Annotated in this window: 11 protein-coding genes; 10 read left to right on the forward strand and 1 reads right to left on the reverse strand. The window is 65.8% G+C overall.

Annotated features, from left to right (window positions below; all coding sequences use genetic code 11):
* Positions 1-133: 133 nt before the first annotated feature.
* The 6 genes from rplJ (at position 134) to SALMUC_RS01380 (ending at position 12,186) form a co-directional block, all read left to right on the forward strand.
* A complete protein-coding gene (rplJ, locus tag SALMUC_RS01355) occupies positions 134-652 on the forward strand; it encodes a 50S ribosomal protein L10 (protein WP_021119687.1) in 519 nt (172 codons plus the stop codon).
* A 72-nt stretch (positions 653-724) separates the two neighbouring features.
* Positions 725-1,105, forward strand: a complete 381-nt coding sequence (gene rplL, locus SALMUC_RS01360; RefSeq protein WP_020042715.1) for a 50S ribosomal protein L7/L12 — start codon at positions 725-727, stop codon at positions 1,103-1,105.
* Positions 1,106-1,361: 256 nt separating this feature from the next.
* Positions 1,362-5,498: a DNA-directed RNA polymerase subunit beta gene (rpoB, locus tag SALMUC_RS01365; protein WP_021119689.1), complete on the forward strand. Its 4,137-nt coding sequence runs from the start codon at positions 1,362-1,364 to the stop codon at positions 5,496-5,498.
* Positions 5,499-5,593: 95 nt separating this feature from the next.
* Complete coding sequence (gene rpoC / locus SALMUC_RS01370) at positions 5,594-9,850, forward strand: DNA-directed RNA polymerase subunit beta' (protein WP_020042717.1); 4,257 nt, start codon at positions 5,594-5,596, stop codon at positions 9,848-9,850.
* A gap of 158 nt (positions 9,851-10,008) precedes the next feature.
* Positions 10,009-11,235: a PQQ-dependent sugar dehydrogenase gene (locus SALMUC_RS01375; RefSeq protein ID WP_020042718.1), complete on the forward strand. Its 1,227-nt coding sequence runs from the start codon at positions 10,009-10,011 to the stop codon at positions 11,233-11,235.
* Positions 11,236-11,289: 54 nt separating this feature from the next.
* Positions 11,290-12,186, forward strand: coding sequence for a DMT family transporter (locus SALMUC_RS01380; RefSeq protein ID WP_020042719.1), 897 nt, complete (start codon positions 11,290-11,292; stop codon positions 12,184-12,186).
* On the opposite strand, the gene SALMUC_RS01385 is transcribed toward SALMUC_RS01380, so the two are convergent.
* Entirely contained in the window at positions 12,162-12,965 is an 804-nt protein-coding gene (locus SALMUC_RS01385) for a putative rhamnosyl transferase (RefSeq protein ID WP_020042720.1), read from the reverse strand. The genes SALMUC_RS01380 and SALMUC_RS01385 overlap by 25 nt on opposite strands.
* A 372-nt stretch (positions 12,966-13,337) precedes the next feature.
* Here SALMUC_RS01385 and rpsL point away from each other — a divergent pair, with 372 nt between their 5' ends.
* The 4 genes from rpsL (at position 13,338) to tuf (ending at position 17,601) form a co-directional block, all read left to right on the forward strand.
* The gene (rpsL, locus tag SALMUC_RS01390) at positions 13,338-13,709 is read left to right on the forward strand and encodes a 30S ribosomal protein S12 (protein ID WP_020042721.1); all 372 of its coding nucleotides are present in this window, start codon (positions 13,338-13,340) and stop codon (positions 13,707-13,709) included.
* 12 nt (positions 13,710-13,721) lie between these two features.
* Positions 13,722-14,192 (forward strand): 30S ribosomal protein S7, encoded by a 471-nt coding sequence (gene rpsG / locus SALMUC_RS01395; RefSeq protein WP_020042722.1) that lies wholly within the window; start codon positions 13,722-13,724, stop codon positions 14,190-14,192.
* Between the two features lie 21 nt (positions 14,193-14,213).
* Complete coding sequence (gene fusA, locus SALMUC_RS01400; protein WP_020042723.1) at positions 14,214-16,337, forward strand: elongation factor G; 2,124 nt, start codon at positions 14,214-14,216, stop codon at positions 16,335-16,337.
* Positions 16,338-16,425: 88 nt separating this feature from the next.
* A complete protein-coding gene (tuf, locus tag SALMUC_RS01405) occupies positions 16,426-17,601 on the forward strand; it encodes an elongation factor Tu (protein WP_020042724.1) in 1,176 nt (391 codons plus the stop codon).
* Positions 17,602-17,627: the final 26 nt, after the last annotated feature.

Consider the following 17,627-nt stretch of genomic DNA (forward strand, 5'->3'; position numbering starts at 1 on the left):
GGGAAGGACATACGTTCCGGGCATGATGTGCTCCGGCGACGCGATGCGACGACCCGATCGGACCTTTGTGGCCGGGGAAACCCGGCCGAAACGAGCCGGAGGGGGTCGCCCCTCCATCAACTGGAGTGAAACTGTGGATAGAGCCCAGAAAGAGAAAGTGGTCGAGGAACTCGGCCAGATCTTCGAAAGCTCTGGCGTCGTGGTGGTTTCCCGCTACGAGGGTCTCACGGTTGCGGACATGACCGATCTCCGGGCGCGCGCACGCGCGGCCGAGACGCAGGTCCGCGTCGCCAAGAACAGGCTCGCCAAGATCGCCCTGGAGGGAACGCCGAGCGAAAGCATCGCGCAGTACCTCGAGGGGATGACCGTTCTCACCTATTCCGAAGACCCCGTGGCAGCCGCCAAGGTGGTCGAGGATTTCGCCAAGGACAACAAGAAGCTTGAGATCCTTGGCGGGACCATGGGTGGAGCGGCCCTGGACCGGGCCGGTGTCGAGGCCGTGTCGAAAATGCCGTCGCGCGAGGAACTCATCTCGCAGATCGTCGGCTGCATCGGCGCACCCGCTTCGAACATCGCCGGTGCGATCGGCGCACCTGCTTCGAACATCGCCTCCATTCTCTCGACCATCGAGGAAAAAGGCGAGGCGGCGTAACGCGCACCCGAGACTCTCGTGGGGTTGCAATACCGCACGTTGGAACACATCTAAGCATACGGAAAACGCAAAATGGCTGATCTGAAAGCACTTGCAGAGCAAATCGTCGGTCTGACGCTGCTCGAAGCCCAAGAACTGAAAACCATCCTCAAGGACGAGTACGGCATCGAGCCCGCCGCTGGCGGCGCGGTCATGATGGCCGGCCCCGCAGGCGACGCCGGTGGCGAAGCTGCCGAGGAGCAGACCGAATTCGACGTGATCCTCAAGTCGGCAGGCGACAAGAAGATCAACGTGATCAAGGAAGTCCGCGGCATCACCGGCCTGGGCCTCAAGGAAGCCAAGGAACTGGTCGAAGCCGGCGGCAAGCCCGTCAAGGAAGGCGTCGACAAGGCCGAGGCCGAAGAGATCAAGAAGAAGCTCGAAGAGGCAGGCGCCGAAGTCGAGCTCAAGTGATCGCGGGTTGCGCGCCGTCATGGCGCGCTGCGCGACGATGAACAAAGGCTGGCTCCGGGCATTGCCGGGGCCAGCCGAACCCGTCTCAGAGAGGCCCTTCGACGCAGGGGCTTTTCTAAGGCGAGTTCGCCTCGATCGGGAGGCCCCTGGTGGGACAGGGGCCAGGAATGGATCGGTGATCGCCGTCTCGTATGGACGTGCCGCTGGGGCCCGACAGCCAGCGCGTCCGGTGAGAAGCTGAAAGGTGCTCAAACCAATGGCGCAAAGTTTCCTTGGCCAGAAACGACTCCGCAAATACTACGGCAAGATTCGTGAAGTTCTGGACATGCCGAACCTCATCGAGGTTCAGAAAAGCTCCTACGAACTCTTCCTGAAATCCGGCGACCAGCTCGAGCCCATGGACGGCGAGGGCATCAAGGGCGTCTTCCAGTCGGTCTTCCCGATCAAGGATTTCAACGAGACCGCGGTCCTCGAATTCGTGAACTACGAGCTCGAGAAGCCGAAATACGACGTCGAGGAGTGCATGCAGCGCGACATGACCTACAGCGCCCCGCTGAAGGTCACCCTGCGCCTCATCGTCTTCGACGTGGACGAGGATTCCGGCGCCAAATCGGTGAAGGACATCAAGGAACAGGATGTCTTCATGGGCGACATGCCGCTCATGACGCACAACGGCACGTTCATCGTGAACGGCACCGAGCGTGTCATCGTGTCCCAGATGCACCGGTCGCCGGGCGTCTTCTTCGACCACGACAAGGGCAAGACGCACAGCTCGGGCAAGCTGCTCTTCGCCTGCCGCATCATTCCCTACCGCGGCTCCTGGCTCGACTTCGAATTCGACGCCAAGGACATCGTCTTCGCGCGCATCGACCGCCGCCGGAAGCTGCCGGTGACGACGCTGCTCTACGCTCTTGGTCTCGACCAGGAAGCGATCATGGACGCCTACTACGAGACCGTCGACTACACCCTGCGCAAGGGTGAGGGCTGGGAGACCAAGTTCTTCCCGCAGCGGGTGCGCGGCACCCGTCCGACGCATGACCTCGTGGACGCGGACACCGGCGAGGTGATCGCCGAAGCCGGCAAGAAGATCACGCCGCGCGCGGTCAAGAAGATCATCGACGAGGGCAAGGTGCAGAACCTGCTGGTGCCCTTCGACCAGATCGTCGGCAAGTTCGTCGCCAAGGACATCATCAACGAGGAAACCGGCGCGATCTACGTCGAGGCCGGGGACGAGCTGACCTGGACCGTCGACAAGGACGGCGAGGTGACCGGCGGCTCCCTGAAGGAGCTGATGGATGCCGGCGTGACCGACATCCCGGTGCTCGACATCGACAACATCACCGTGGGTCCGTACATGCGGAACACCATGGCGCAGGACAAGAACATGGACCGCAACAGCGCGCTCATGGACATCTACCGCGTCATGCGTCCGGGCGAGCCGCCCACCGTCGAGGCCGCCTCGGCGCTGTTCGACACCCTGTTCTTCGACAGCGAGCGTTACGACCTGAGCGCCGTGGGCCGCGTGAAGATGAACATGCGTCTCGCGCTCGACAAGCCCGACACCCAGCGCACGCTGGACCGTGACGACATCGTGCAGTGCATCAAGGCACTGGTCGAGCTGCGTGACGGCCGTGGCGAAGTGGACGACATCGACCACCTCGGCAACCGCCGCGTCCGCTCGGTCGGCGAGCTGATGGAGAACCAGTACCGCGTGGGTCTGCTGCGGATGGAGCGCGCCATCAAGGAGCGCATGTCCTCGGTCGAGATCGACACGGTGATGCCGCAGGATCTCATCAACGCGAAGCCCGCCGCGGCCGCCGTGCGCGAGTTCTTCGGCTCGTCGCAGCTGTCGCAGTTCATGGACCAGACCAACCCGCTTTCGGAAGTGACGCACAAGCGTCGTCTGTCGGCCCTCGGGCCCGGCGGTCTGACCCGCGAGCGTGCCGGCTTCGAGGTGCGCGACGTGCACCCGACGCACTACGGCCGGATGTGCCCGATCGAGACGCCGGAAGGCCCGAACATCGGTCTCATCAACTCGCTGGCGACCTTCGCGCGCGTCAACAAGTACGGCTTCATCGAGACGCCCTACCGCGTCGTGAAGGAAAGCCAGGTCACGGACGAAGTGCACTACATGTCCGCGACCGAGGAGATGCGGCACACCGTGGCGCAGGCGAACGCCTCGCTCGACGCCGAGGGCAAATTCACGAACGAGATGGTCAACACCCGCCAGTCGGGCGACTACACCCTCGCGCCGCGCGAGTCGGTGGACCTGATCGACGTGTCGCCCAAGCAGCTGGTCTCGGTCGGCGCCTCGCTGATCCCGTTCCTCGAGAATGACGACGCCAACCGCGCGCTGATGGGTGCGAACATGCAGCGGCAGGCCGTGCCGACGCTGCGCTCGGAAGCCCCGCTCGTGGGCACCGGCATCGAGGGCATCGTCGCCCGCGACTCCGGCGCCTCGATCATGGCACACCGGGCCGGCATCATCGACCAGGTCGACGCGCAGCGGATCGTGATCCGCGCAACCGAGGATCTCGAGCTTGGCGATGCCGGGGTCGACATCTACCGGATGCGCAAGTTCCAGCGTTCGAACCAGAACACCTGCATCAACCAGCGTCCGCTGGTGAAGGTGGGCGACCGCGTCCAGAAGGGCGAGGTGATCGCCGACGGTCCGTCGACGGACATCGGCGAGCTGGCGCTCGGCAAGAACGTGATCGTCGCCTTCATGCCCTGGAACGGCTACAACTACGAGGACTCGATCCTGATCTCCGAGCGCATCGCGCGTGACGACGTCTTCACCTCGATCCACATCGAGGAATTCGAGGTCGCCGCCCGTGACACCAAGCTCGGACCGGAAGAGATCACCCGCGACATCCCGAACGTCGGCGAGGAAGCCCTGCGCAACCTCGACGAGGCGGGCATCGTCTACATCGGCGCCGACGTGGAGCCGGGCGACATCCTCGTGGGCAAGATCACTCCGAAGGGTGAGAGCCCGATGACGCCGGAGGAGAAACTCCTGCGCGCCATCTTCGGCGAGAAGGCCTCGGACGTGCGCGACACCTCGCTGCGGGTGAAGCCGGGCGACTACGGCACCGTCGTGGAAGTGCGGGTCTTCAACCGTCACGGCGTCGAGAAGGACGAACGTGCGCTGCAGATCGAGCGTGAAGAGGTCGAGCAGCTGTCGCGGGACCGCGACGACGAGCTCGCGATCCTCGACCGCAACATCTATGCCCGTCTCAAGGACATGATCCTCGGCAAGACCGCGGTGAAGGGGCCGCGCGGCGTGCGCGCGAACTCCGAGATCACCGAGGAGCTTCTCGAGGGCCTGAGCCGCGGCCAGTGGTGGCAGCTCGCCCTGGCCGAGGAGAAGGACGCGCAGATCGTCGAGGCGCTGCACGAGCAGTACGAGGCGCAGAAGCGTCAGCTCGACGCGCGGTTCGAGGACAAGGTCGAGAAGGTCCGTCGTGGCGACGACCTGCCGCCGGGCGTGATGAAGATGGTCAAGGTCTTCGTCGCGGTGAAGCGCAAGCTGCAGCCGGGCGACAAGATGGCCGGCCGTCACGGCAACAAGGGCGTGATCAGCCGCGTGGTTCCGATGGAGGACATGCCGTTCCTCGAGGACGGCACGCCGGTCGACTTCTGCCTCAACCCGCTGGGTGTGCCGTCGCGCATGAACGTGGGCCAGATCCTCGAGACGCACATGGGCTGGGCTTCGCGCGGTCTGGGCATCCAGATCGACGAGGCGCTGCAGGACTACCGCCGCTCGGGTGACCTCACCCCGGTGCGGGAGGCCATGCGCATCGCCTACGGCGACGACGTCTACGAGGAGGGCCTCGCCGACATGGACGAGGAGCACTTCCTGGAGGCGGCGCAGAACGCCACCCGCGGCGTGCCGATCGCGACGCCGGTTTTCGACGGCGCGAAGGAGCCCGACGTCAACGACGCGCTGCGGCGCGCGGGCTTCGACGAGTCGGGGCAGTCGGTGCTGTTCGACGGTCGCACGGGCGAGCAGTTCTCGCGCCAGGTGACCGTGGGCGTGAAGTACCTGCTGAAGCTGCACCACCTGGTCGACGACAAGATCCACGCGCGTTCGACGGGGCCCTACTCCCTCGTCACCCAGCAGCCGCTGGGCGGCAAGGCGCAGTTCGGTGGCCAGCGTTTCGGGGAGATGGAGGTCTGGGCGCTGGAAGCCTATGGCGCCGCCTACACCCTGCAGGAAATGCTGACCGTGAAGTCGGACGACGTGGCGGGCCGGACCAAGGTCTACGAGAGCATCGTCAAGGGCGAGGACAACTACGAGGCGGGCGTTCCCGAGAGCTTCAACGTGCTCGTTAAGGAAGTCCGCGGCCTCGGCCTGAACATGGAACTCCTGGACGCGGAGGATGAGGAGTAACGGGGAATTTTCGGCCGAAAATTCTTCTGCCCGGGGTCTTTCATCCGAAGGACACCGGGCCTCCCCCCGACGCACCCTGATGCAAAGGTTTTGACATGAACCAGGAACTGACGAACAACCCGTTCAACCCGCTGACTCCGCCCAAGGTCTTCGACGAGATCAAGGTCTCGCTCGCGTCCCCGGAGCGGATCCTCAGCTGGTCGTACGGCGAGATCAAAAAGCCCGAGACGATCAACTACCGCACGTTCAAGCCCGAGCGTGACGGCCTTTTCTGCGCGCGCATCTTCGGCCCGATCAAGGACTACGAGTGCCTGTGCGGCAAGTACAAGCGCATGAAGTACCGCGGCGTCGTCTGCGAGAAGTGCGGCGTCGAGGTCACCCTGCAGAAAGTGCGCCGCGAGCGCATGGGCCACATCGAGCTGGCCGCGCCCTGCGCCCATATCTGGTTCCTCAAGTCGCTGCCCTCGCGCATCGGCCTGATGCTGGACATGACGCTGCGCGATCTCGAGCGGGTTCTCTACTTCGAGAACTACGTCGTGATCGAGCCCGGTCTGACGGACCTCGCCTACGGCCAGATGATGACCGAGGACGAGTTCCTCGACGCGCAGGACCAGTACGGCATGGACGCCTTCACCGCCAACATCGGCGCTGAAGCGATCCGCGAGATGCTGGCCGCGATCGACCTCGAGGCCGAGGCCGAGAACCTGCGCGCGGACCTCAAGGAAGCCACCGGCGAGCTGAAGCCCAAGAAGATCATCAAGCGCCTCAAGGTGGTCGAGAGCTTCCTGGAATCCGGCAACCGCCCGGAGTGGATGATCCTTACCGTCGTGCCGGTCATCCCGCCGGAACTGCGCCCGCTCGTCCCGCTGGACGGCGGCCGCTTCGCGACCTCGGACCTCAACGACCTCTACCGCCGCGTCATCAACCGGAACAACCGCCTCAAGCGGCTGATCGAACTGCGCGCGCCGGACATCATCGTCCGCAACGAAAAACGGATGCTGCAGGAAGCCGTCGACGCGCTGTTCGACAACGGCCGCCGCGGCCGCGTCATCACCGGCGCGAACAAGCGTCCGCTGAAATCGCTGTCCGACATGCTGAAAGGCAAGCAGGGCCGCTTCCGCCAGAACCTTCTGGGCAAGCGCGTCGACTTCTCGGGCCGCTCCGTCATCGTGACGGGCCCGGAGCTGAAGCTGCACCAGTGCGGGTTGCCGAAGAAGATGGCGCTCGAGCTCTTCAAGCCCTTCATCTACTCGCGGCTCGAGGCCAAGGGCCTGTCGAGCACCGTGAAGCAGGCGAAGAAGCTGGTCGAGAAGGAACGTCCCGAGGTCTGGGACATCCTCGACGAGGTCATCCGCGAGCACCCGGTCCTGCTGAACCGGGCGCCCACGCTGCACCGTCTCGGCATCCAGGCGTTCGAGCCCCAGCTCATCGAGGGCAAGGCGATCCAGCTGCACCCGCTGGTCTGCTCGGCCTTCAACGCGGACTTCGACGGCGACCAGATGGCCGTGCACGTCCCGCTGTCGCTCGAGGCGCAGCTGGAAGCGCGCGTCCTGATGATGTCGACGAACAACGTCCTGTCGCCGGCCAACGGCGCGCCGATCATCGTTCCCTCGCAGGACATGATTCTGGGCCTCTACTACCTCACCATCGAGCGTGAGGGCATGAAGGGCGAAGGCATGGCCTTCTCCTCCATCGAGGAGGTCGAGCATGCGCTGACGGCGGGCGAGGTGCACACGCACGCCAAGATCACCTGCCGCGTCAAGCAGATCGACGAGACCGGCCAGGAGATCGACAAGCGCTTCGACACGACGCCCGGCCGCGTGCGGCTCGGTGCTCTGCTGCCGATGAACGCCAAGGCGCCCTTCGAGCTGGTCAACCAGCTGCTGCGCAAGAAGGACGTGCAGCGCGTCATCGACACCGTCTACCGCTACTGCGGCCAGAAGGAGTCGGTGATCTTCTGCGACCAGATCATGTCGATGGGCTTCAAGGAGGCCTTCAAGGCGGGCATCTCGTTCGGCAAGGACGACATGGTCATCCCCGACAACAAGTGGAGCCTGGTCGAGGACACGCGTGAGCAGGTCAAGGACTTCGAGCAGCAGTACATGGACGGCCTGATTACCCAGGGCGAAAAGTACAACAAGGTCGTGGACGCCTGGTCGAAGTGCAACGACAAGGTCACCGACGCCATGATGAACACGATCTCGGCCGCCAAGCGCGACGAGACCGGGGCCGAGGCGGAACCCAACTCGGTCTACATGATGGCGCACTCCGGTGCCCGTGGCTCGGTCACGCAGATGAAGCAGCTGGGCGGGATGCGCGGCCTGATGGCGAAGCCGAACGGCGACATCATCGAGACGCCGATCATCTCGAACTTCAAGGAAGGTCTGACCGTTCTTGAATACTTCAACTCGACCCACGGCGCCCGGAAGGGTCTGTCGGACACGGCACTGAAGACGGCGAACTCGGGCTACCTGACCCGCCGCCTGGTGGACGTGGCGCAGGACTGCATCGTGCGCGAGCACGACTGCGGGACCGACCGCGCGATCACCGCGGAAGCGGCGATCAACGACGGCGAGGTCGTGGCCTCGCTGGGCGAGCGTGTCCTGGGTCGCGTCGCGGCCGACGATATCGTGAACCCGGTGACCGACGAGGTGCTGGTCCGCGAGGGTCAGCTCATCGACGAGCGCATGGCCGATTCCATCGAGGACGCGGCGATCCAGTCGGCGCGCATCCGCTCGCCGCTGACCTGCGAGGCCGACGAGGGCGTCTGCGCCATGTGCTACGGCCGTGACCTGGCGCGCGGCACGATGGTGAACACCGGCGAGGCCGTGGGCATCATCGCGGCGCAGTCGATCGGCGAGCCCGGCACGCAGCTGACGATGCGGACCTTCCACATCGGCGGCGTCGCGCAGGGTGGCCAGCAGTCCTTCCTCGAGGCCAGCCAGGACGGCATCATCGAGTTCGAGGGCCCCTCGACGCTCGAGAACGCGGCCGGCGAGACGCTGGTGATGGGCCGCAACATGAAGCTGCGGATCGTCGGCGACGACGGTGTCGAACGGGCCAGCCACAAGCTGGGCTACGGCACCAAGCTGTTCGTGCAGGAGGGTGACCGGATCGAGCGGGGCGCCAAGCTCTTCGAGTGGGACCCCTACACGCTGCCGATCATCGCCGAGAAGGACGGTATCGCCAAGCACGTCGACCTGGTGAACGGCGTGGCCGTGCGCGAGGAGACCGACGACGCCACCGGCATGACCCAGAAGATCGTGACCGACTGGCGCGCGGCCCCCAAGGGCAACGAGCTGAAGCCCGAGATCATCCTGATGGACCAGGATGGCGAGCCGGTCCGCAACGACGCGGGCAACCCGGTGACCTATCCGATGTCCGTGGACGCGATCCTGAGCTGTGAAGACGGTCAGGAGGTCAAGGCCGGCGACGTCGTGGCGCGGATCCCGCGCGAGGGCGCGAAGACGAAGGACATCACCGGCGGTCTGCCGCGTGTGGCCGAACTCTTCGAGGCACGCCGTCCCAAGGACCACGCGATCATCGCCGAGATCGACGGCTACGTGCGCTTCGGGAAGGACTACAAGAACAAGCGCCGCATCGCGATCGAGCCCGCGGACGACAGCCTGGACACCAAGGAATACATGATCCCGAAAGGGAAGCACATTCCCGTGGCCGAAGGGGACTACGTCCAGAAGGGCGACTACATCATGGACGGGAACCCCGCGCCGCACGACATCCTCGCCATCATGGGGATCGAGGCGCTGGCGAACTACATGATCGACGAGGTGCAGGACGTGTATCGACTGCAGGGCGTGAAGATCAACGACAAGCACGTCGAGGTCATCGTCCGGCAGATGCTGCAGAAGTGGGAGATCACCGACAGCGGCGATACGACCCTTCTGAAGGGCGAGCACGTCGACAAGGCCGAGTTCATGGCAGCGAACGAGAAGATCGCGGCCAAGGGCGGCCGTCCCGCCGAGGGCGAGCCGATCCTGCTGGGCATCACCAAGGCGTCGCTGCAGACCCGGTCCTTCATCTCGGCGGCCTCCTTCCAGGAGACCACGCGGGTCCTCACCGAGGCATCGGTGCAGGGCAAGAAGGACAAGCTCGTGGGCCTCAAGGAGAACGTCATCGTGGGCCGCCTGATCCCGGCGGGCACCGGTGGCGCGACCCAGCGGGTGCGCAAGATCGCGACCGACCGCGACACCAAGGTGATCGACGCCAAGAAGGCCGAGGCGGATGCCGCGGCCGCGCTGGCGGCGCCCGAGGACGACCAGTCGGGCAACGACGTGATCGGGGGCGACGACTTCGACAACCTCGTGGTGGATACGCCCGAAAGCCGCGAGTGATCCTCGCCACAGGCTGAGACACCAAGCGCCCCCGCCATCCGGCGGGGGCGTTTTTCTTTGCGCGGCGGTGCGGCCGGGGCGGTCACGATGCCGTCAGGGCAGGCAACGGCGCGGGAGCGCCGGGCGTTCGGCTGATGTCATCAGCAGAGGAGGGCGCCATGACCGCCGCAAAGATCACCACCCTGACCGCGCTCGGCGCGCTTGTCGCCGGATCCGTGCTTGCGCAGGAGGCGCACGAGTGGGGCCGCAGGAACGCCGATTTCGAGCCGGCCTTCCCCGAGCAGACCCGCGCCGAGATCGTCGTCTCGTCCTATTCCTACGAGACCGAGGAACTGGCCACCGGCCTCGAGCACCCCTGGGCGATCGAGGCGCTGCCGGATGACGCCGGCCTGCTGGTGACCGAACGGTCGGGCCAGCTGCGCCACGTCGCGATGGACGGCACCGTCTCGGAGCCCATCGCGGGCGTGCCCGAGGTCTTCAACCGGTCCGCCGGCAACAGCACGCAGGCGGGCCTGCTGGATGTGAAGACGGGCCCGGATTTCGCCGAGACGCGGCATGTCTACCTGACCTATTCCAAGCCGATGAGCGACGGCATGTCGGTGACGGCCGCCGCGCGGGGCACGCTGTCGGAGGACATGACCGAGCTCACCGGGGTCGAGGACATCTTTGTGCAGGACCCGCCCTCCGCCTCGCCGATGCACTACGGCAGCCGGATCGTCTTTGACGGCGAGGGCCATGCCTTTGTGACCACGGGCGAGCATTTCACCGACGAAGAGCGGCAGATGGCGCAGGAGCTGGACAACACCTACGGCAAGGTGGTGCGGATCAACCTCGACGGCTCGGTGCCCGAGGACAATCCGTTTGTCGGCGACGAGGACGCGATGGATGCGATCTGGTCCTATGGCCACCGCAACGTGCAGGGCGCGGCGATGCGCGAGGACGGCACGCTGCTGACGCTCGAGCACGGGCCGGCCGGCGGCGACGAGATCAACATCCCGCAGCCCGGCGCCAACTACGGCTGGCCGGTGGTCGCCTACGGCACGCGCTACGGCGGGGGGCCCATCGGCAGCGGCGAGCCCCGGCAGGAGGGCATGGAAGAGCCCGCCTACTACTGGGACCCGGTGATCGCGCCGGGCGACATGACCTTCTACGAGGGCGAGATGTTCCCCGAATGGGAGGGCGACCTGCTGATCGGCGGGCTCGTGGCGCCGGGCATCGTGCGGCTGGCCTGGGACGGCGACCGCGTCTCGGAGGAAGAGCGGCTGCTGCGGGAGTTCGGCCGCGTGCGCGATGTCGAGGTGCTGGACGACGGATCGTTCCTGCTGGCGACCGACTACGGCGACGGGCAGGTGATCCACGTGACCCGCGCGGACGAGGGGGGCTGAGCCCGGAGCCTCTAGCGTCTGGCGGTGCGCCGCGCGGGGTGCTAAAGGCCGGTCATGCCGGCCCTTTCCGACAATATGCGCGGCGCGCTGCTGATGATCGCCGGGATGGCGGGCTTCACCTTCGGGGATGCCTGCATCAAGGCCATCGGCGAGGCGATGCCCCTGTCCCAGATCCTCGTGATCCGGGGGCTCTTTGCCAGCGCCTTCATCGCCGCGCTGGCGGCGGCGCTGGGTCAACTGCGCCTGCATATGTCGCGCCGCGACTGGGGCCTCGTGCTGCTGCGGGCCGTGGCCGAGGCGGGCGCGGCCTTCTTCTTTCTCACCGCATTGCGGCAGATGCCGCTCGCGAACGCGACGGCGCTGATGCAGACCACGCCGCTGAGCGTGACGCTGGCCTCGGCGCTGGTCTTTGCCGAGCCGGTGGGCTGGCGGCGGTGGAGCGCCATCGGCGTCGGCTTCCTGGGCATGCTGCTGATCGTGCGGCCCGGGACCGAGGGCTTCACCTCGGCCTCGATGCTGGCGCTGGTGGCGGTGCTTTGCGTGACGGTGCGCGATCTCGCGACGCGGCGAACCTCGGCGGCGGTGCCTTCGCTGACGGTGACGCTGGTCTCGTCGCTGGGGGTGATGGTCTTTGCCGGCAGCTGGGCGCTGGGGCAGGACTGGGTGCCGGTCACGCCGCGGCTGGGCTGGCTTCTGGCGGGGGCGACGCTGTTCATCATCGGCGGCTACAGCTTCAGCGTACTGGTCATGCGCGTGGGCGACGTGGGGTTCATCGCACCCTTCCGCTACACCGGGCTGGTCTGGGCGCTGATCCTGGGGCTCGTGATCTTCGGCGACTGGCCGCATCCGCTGACGCTGGTGGGCGCGGCGGTGATCGCGGGGACGGGCCTCTTTACCCTGTGGCGCGAGCGGCGGTCGCGGCGGCTTCAGGCAAAGACGCTACGGACGTGATCCGCGGTGATGCCGAAACGCTCGCGCAGGACCGCGAGGGTTTCGGGGCTGGCAGGCGGCAGGTCCACGGGACGGGCGCGTGAGGACTGGCGCGAGTCGTTGAAGTCGCTGTGGCCGCGCACGAACATGGCGCTGTCGGTGAAGCTGACCACGGGCATGAAGCGGGCGACCTTGCCGTGGGCGAAGTTCATGATGCTCTGCGTCACGCCGCCCTGCAGGCACATGGCCATGCCCATCGGGTAGGAATTGAGGACCGTCTCCTCGCCGTGCAGCCCCTCGGCGGAGGGGCGCAGGATGTAGCCGCGATTGTAGTCGAGCGTGACGAGGCGGTTGCGGCTGCGCAGCCCCTCGAGCATCGCCGCGTCCGCGCGGATGCGGGCGATGAAGTCGCGCGCGACGGTGTCGTCGTCGTCGAGCCGGAACTGCAGGCAGGGGGCCGCGGGGTCGTGCCGCGCGGCGTTCAGCACCTCGCGGCAGGTGGCGCGGTGCGGGCCGGGCGGCCGCGCGACCACGACGGCCTGCGGCAGGTCCGCGACCAAGGCGAGCAGGCGTTCGGCGTGGGCCTCGGGGAGGGCTTCGTCGATCAGCAGGACGAAGGTGAAGTCGGGGTCGGTCTGGCCGCGCAGGCCGGGCAGGGTGATCGCCTCGAAGGTGCGGAAGCGCTGCTCCATGCGGGCCTTTGAATAGAGGTAGGCGCGCCGCTCGGCGATGCTGGCATGCTCGACCTGGAAGCCGCCCTCGGCGGGCCAGGAAAAGCGGCACAATCCGATGGCCTGCATCGCGGGACTCCTCTATGAACCGGTCACGCCTGCATCGCACCGCCGGGCCACGGCTGGCAAGGTGGCGAGCGTTGTTGACAAGCCCCGCGACTCCCCCTATACGCGCCTCAATTCGCTAGGGCGTAGTGCGTCCGGCGCGTTTTACAGAACTGGAGCGGTCACGATCCGGGCCATGGCCCCGATCCTCTGGACACCCACCGCGTCGCTCTCTGACTGGGAGCGCATGCGGTGCTTTGCGTCGTCTCCCGGCCACGGATGGGGCGGCGCGTCATCGGTGACCCGCGGACGCGCGGGGCGCCTGAAAACCTGAAAGACGCATGGGGCCGACCCCGTGCACCACATATGTGAGAGAACACGGGGAAAGAGACCCAAATGCCAACGATCCAGCAGCTGATCCGCAAGCCGCGGCAGCCGAAAGTCAAGCGTTCGAAGTCGATGCACCTGCAGGAGTGCCCGCAGAAGCGGGGCGTCTGCACGCGCGTCTATACCACCACGCCCAAGAAGCCGAACTCGGCCATGCGGAAGGTCGCCAAGGTGCGCCTGACCAATGGCTACGAGGTCATCAGCTACATTCCCGGCGAATCGCACAACCTGCAGGAGCACTCGGTCGTGCTTATCCGCGGCGGCCGTGTGAAGGACCTTCCCGGCGTCCGCTACCACATCCTGCGCGGTGTGCTGGATACGCAGGGCGTCAAGGACCGGAAGCAGCGTCGCTCGAAATACGGCGCGAAGCGTCCGAAGTAAGAGGAAGAAGAGATGTCTCGTCGTCACGCTGCAGAGAAGCGCGAAATCCTGCCCGACGCCAAGTATGGCGACCGGGTCCTGACCAAGTTCATGAACAACCTGATGGTCGACGGCAAGAAGTCGGTCGCGGAGAAGATCGTCTACAACGCGCTCGAGCGCGTCGAAGGCAAGGTGAAGCGGGCGCCGGTGGAAGTGTTCCACGAGGCGCTCGACAACATCAAGCCGGCCGTCGAGGTCCGTTCGCGCCGCGTGGGCGGTGCCACCTACCAGGTGCCCGTCGAGGTCCGCCCCGAGCGTCGTGAGGCGCTGGCGATCCGCTGGCTCATCACCGCATCGCGTTCGCGCAACGAGAACACGATGGAAGAGCGTCTTGCTGGCGAGCTGATCGATGCCGTCCAGTCGCGCGGTTCCGCCGTGAAGAAGCGCGAAGACACCCACAAGATGGCCGACGCCAACAAGGCGTTCAGCCACTACCGCTGGTAAGCCCAGGAAAGGCAGTCCATCATGGCACGCGATTATCCGCTCGAGCGTTACCGCAACTTCGGCATCATGGCCCACATCGATGCCGGCAAGACCACGACGACCGAACGCATCCTCTTCTACACCGGCCGGTCCCACAAGATCGGTGAGGTCCACGATGGCGCGGCCACGATGGACTGGATGGAGCAGGAGCAGGAACGCGGGATCACCATCACCTCCGCGGCAACCACGACCTTCTGGCAGTGGCAGGAAGATCCGACCGCCGAAGGCACGTCGGACACCAAGTTCCGCTACAACATCATCGACACCCCCGGCCACGTCGACTTCACCATCGAGGTCGAGCGGTCGCTGGCCGTGCTCGACGGTGCGATCTGCCTCCTGGACGGTAACGCCGGCGTCGAGCCGCAGACCGAGACCGTGTGGCGTCAGGCCGACCGCTACGAGGTGCCGCGCATCGTGTTCGTCAACAAGATGGACAAGATCGGCGCCGACTTCTTCAACTGCGTGAAGATGATCAAGGACCGCACGGGCGCGACCCCGGTTCCGGTCAACTTCCCGATCGGTGCGGAAGACAAGCTCGAGGGCATCGTCGACCTGATCACCATGGAAGAGTGGGTCTGGAAGGGCGAAGACCTGGGCGCCTCCTGGGTGCGTGGCCCGATCCGCGACGAGCTCAAGGACCTCGCCGACGAGTGGCGCTCGCACATGATCGAGAACGCCGTCGAGCAGGACGACGAGGCCATGGAAGCCTACCTCGAAGGCGAAGAGCCCGACATCGACACCCTGCGGAAGCTCATCCGCAAGGGCACGCTGAACCTGTCCTTCGTGCCGGTTCTGGGTGGCTCGGCCTTCAAGAACAAGGGCGTCCAGCCGCTGCTCAACGCCGTGGTCGACTTCCTGCCCGGTCCGCTCGACGTGCCGCCCTACATGGGCTTCTCGCCGGACGACGAGACCGAGACGCGCAACATCGAGCGCAAGCCCGGTGACGAGCAGCCCTTCGCGGGCCTCGCGTTCAAGATCATGAACGACCCCTTCGTCGGCTCGCTGACCTTCTGCCGCATCTACTCGGGCCTGCTCGAGAAGGGTGGTTCGGTCATGAACTCGACCAAGGGCAAGCGCGAGCGCATCGGCCGCATGATGATGATGCACTCGAACTCGCGGGAAGAGATCGACTGGGCCGGTTCGGGCGACATCATCGCCATCGCGGGCCTCAAGGAGACCACCACGGGCGACACGCTCTGCGACTCGCAGAAGCAGGTCGTGCTGGAAACCATGACCTTCCCCGATCCGGTGATCGAGATCGCGGTCGAGCCCAAGACCAAGGCCGACCAGGAGAAGATGTCCGCGGGCCTTCAGCGCCTCGCGGCCGAAGACCCGTCGTTCAAGGTGGAAACCGACCTCGAGTCGGGCCAGACCATCATGAAGGGCATGGGCGAACTTCACCTGGACATCCTGGTTGACCGTCTCAAGCGCGAGTTCAAGGTCGAGGCGAACATCGGTGCCCCGCAGGTGGCCTACCGCGAGACCATCGGTCACGCGATCGAGCACACCTACACCCACAAGAAGCAGTCGGGTGGTTCGGGTCAGTTCGCCGAGGTCCAGCTCGAGATCTCCCCGACCGAGCCGGGCGAAGGCTACTCGTTCGAGAGCCGCATCGTCGGCGGTGCCGTGCCCAAGGAATACATCCCGGGCGTGGAAAAGGGCATCAACTCGGTCATGGACTCGGGTCCGCTCGCCGGCTTCCCGGTGATCGACTTCAAGGTCGCGCTGGTCGACGGCAAGTTCCACGACGTGGACTCCTCGGTCCTCGCGTTCGAGATCGCATCGCGGATGTGCATGCGCGAAGGTCTTCGCAAGGCCGGCGCCAAGCTGCTCGAGCCGATGATGAAGGTCGAGGTGGTCACGCCCGAGGAATACACGGGCTCGGTCATCGGTGACCTGACCTCGCGTCGCGGGCAGGTGTCGGGCCAGGAGCCGCGCGGCAACGCCGTGGCGATCCAGTCCTTCGTGCCGCTGGCGAACATGTTCGGCTACATCAACACGCTGCGGTCGATGACCTCGGGCCGCGCGCAGTTCACGATGCAGTTCGACCACTACGATCCGGTTCCGCAGAACATCTCGGAAGAGATCCAGTCCAAGTACGCATAAAGCCGGGTGGCGGGGCCGGTCCCCGCCCTACCCACCACCGTAGGGTGGGGCCACGCCCCACCATCCGACAGAAAAAGGAGCCAATACCATGGCAAAGGAAAAGTTTGAGCGCGGCAAGCCGCACGTGAACATCGGCACGATCGGGCACGTTGACCACGGCAAGACGACGCTGACGGCGGCGATCACGAAGTACTTCGGCGACTTCCGTGCGTACGACCAGATCGACGGCGCACCGGAGGAGAAGGCGCGCGGGATCACGATCTCGACGGCGCACGTGGAATACGAGACCGAGAACCGTCACTACGCGCACGTCGACTGCCCCGGCCACGCCGACTACGTGAAGAACATGATCACCGGCGCGGCGCAGATGGACGGCGCGATCCTCGTGGTGAACGCGGCTGACGGCCCGATGCCGCAGACCCGCGAGCACATCCTGCTGGGCCGCCAGGTGGGCATCCCCGCCATGGTCGTGTTCCTCAACAAGGTCGACCAGGTGGACGACGAGGAACTGCTCGAGCTGGTCGAGATGGAAGTGCGCGAGCTGCTCTCCGAGTACGACTTCCCGGGCGACGACATCCCGATCATCGCGGGCTCGGCGCTTGCGGCGATGAACGGCGAGACCCCGGAAATCGGCGAAGAGAAGATCAAGGAGCTGATGGCCGCGGTGGACGAGTACATCCCCACCCCCGAGCGTGCCGTCGACCAGCCCTTCCTGATGCCGATCGAGGACGTGTTCTCGATCTCCGGCCGTGGCACCGTGGTGACCGGCCGCGTCGAGCGCGGCGTGATCAACGTCGGCGACGAGATCGAGATCGTGGGCATCAAGGACACCCGCAAGACGACCTGCACCGGCGTCGAGATGTTCCGCAAGCTGCTCGACCGCGGTGAAGCGGGCGACAACATCGGCGCGCTGCTGCGCGGCATCGACCGCGACGACGTCGAGCGCGGCCAGGTGCTGTGCAAGCCGAAGTCGGTGACGCCGCACACCAAGTTCGAGTGCGAGGTCTACATCCTGACCAAGGAAGAGGGCGGCCGCCACACGCCGTTCTTCGCGAACTACCGTCCGCAGTTCTACTTCCGCACGACGGACGTGACCGGCACGGTGACGCTTCCCGAGGGCACCGAGATGGTGATGCCGGGCGACAACCTGAAGTTCGAGGTCGAGCTCATCGCGCCGATCGCGATGGAAGACGGCCTGCGCTTCGCCATCCGCGAAGGCGGCCGCACCGTCGGCTCGGGCGTCGTCTCCAAGATCCTCGAGTGATCCAAGTCGGATGCGACGGTCAGGCC

The organism is Salipiger mucosus DSM 16094, assembly GCF_000442255.1.
GTDB lineage: Bacteria > Pseudomonadota > Alphaproteobacteria > Rhodobacterales > Rhodobacteraceae > Salipiger > Salipiger mucosus.

Coding starts and splice junctions, on each gene's coding strand:
- fusA (WP_020042723.1), top strand. CDS start 14,214: ATGGCACGCGATTATCCGCTCGAGCGTTACCGCAACTTCGGCATCATG.
- SALMUC_RS01375 (WP_020042718.1), top strand. CDS start 10,009: ATGACCGCCGCAAAGATCACCACCCTGACCGCGCTCGGCGCGCTTGTC.
- rpoB (WP_021119689.1), top strand. CDS start 1,362: ATGGCGCAAAGTTTCCTTGGCCAGAAACGACTCCGCAAATACTACGGC.
- SALMUC_RS01380 (WP_020042719.1), top strand. CDS start 11,290: ATGCCGGCCCTTTCCGACAATATGCGCGGCGCGCTGCTGATGATCGCC.
- rpsG (WP_020042722.1), top strand. CDS start 13,722: ATGTCTCGTCGTCACGCTGCAGAGAAGCGCGAAATCCTGCCCGACGCC.
- rpoC (WP_020042717.1), top strand. CDS start 5,594: ATGAACCAGGAACTGACGAACAACCCGTTCAACCCGCTGACTCCGCCC.
- rplL (WP_020042715.1), top strand. CDS start 725: ATGGCTGATCTGAAAGCACTTGCAGAGCAAATCGTCGGTCTGACGCTG.
- rpsL (WP_020042721.1), top strand. CDS start 13,338: ATGCCAACGATCCAGCAGCTGATCCGCAAGCCGCGGCAGCCGAAAGTC.
- SALMUC_RS01385 (WP_020042720.1), bottom strand. CDS start 12,965: ATGCAGGCCATCGGATTGTGCCGCTTTTCCTGGCCCGCCGAGGGCGGC.
- tuf (WP_020042724.1), top strand. CDS start 16,426: ATGGCAAAGGAAAAGTTTGAGCGCGGCAAGCCGCACGTGAACATCGGC.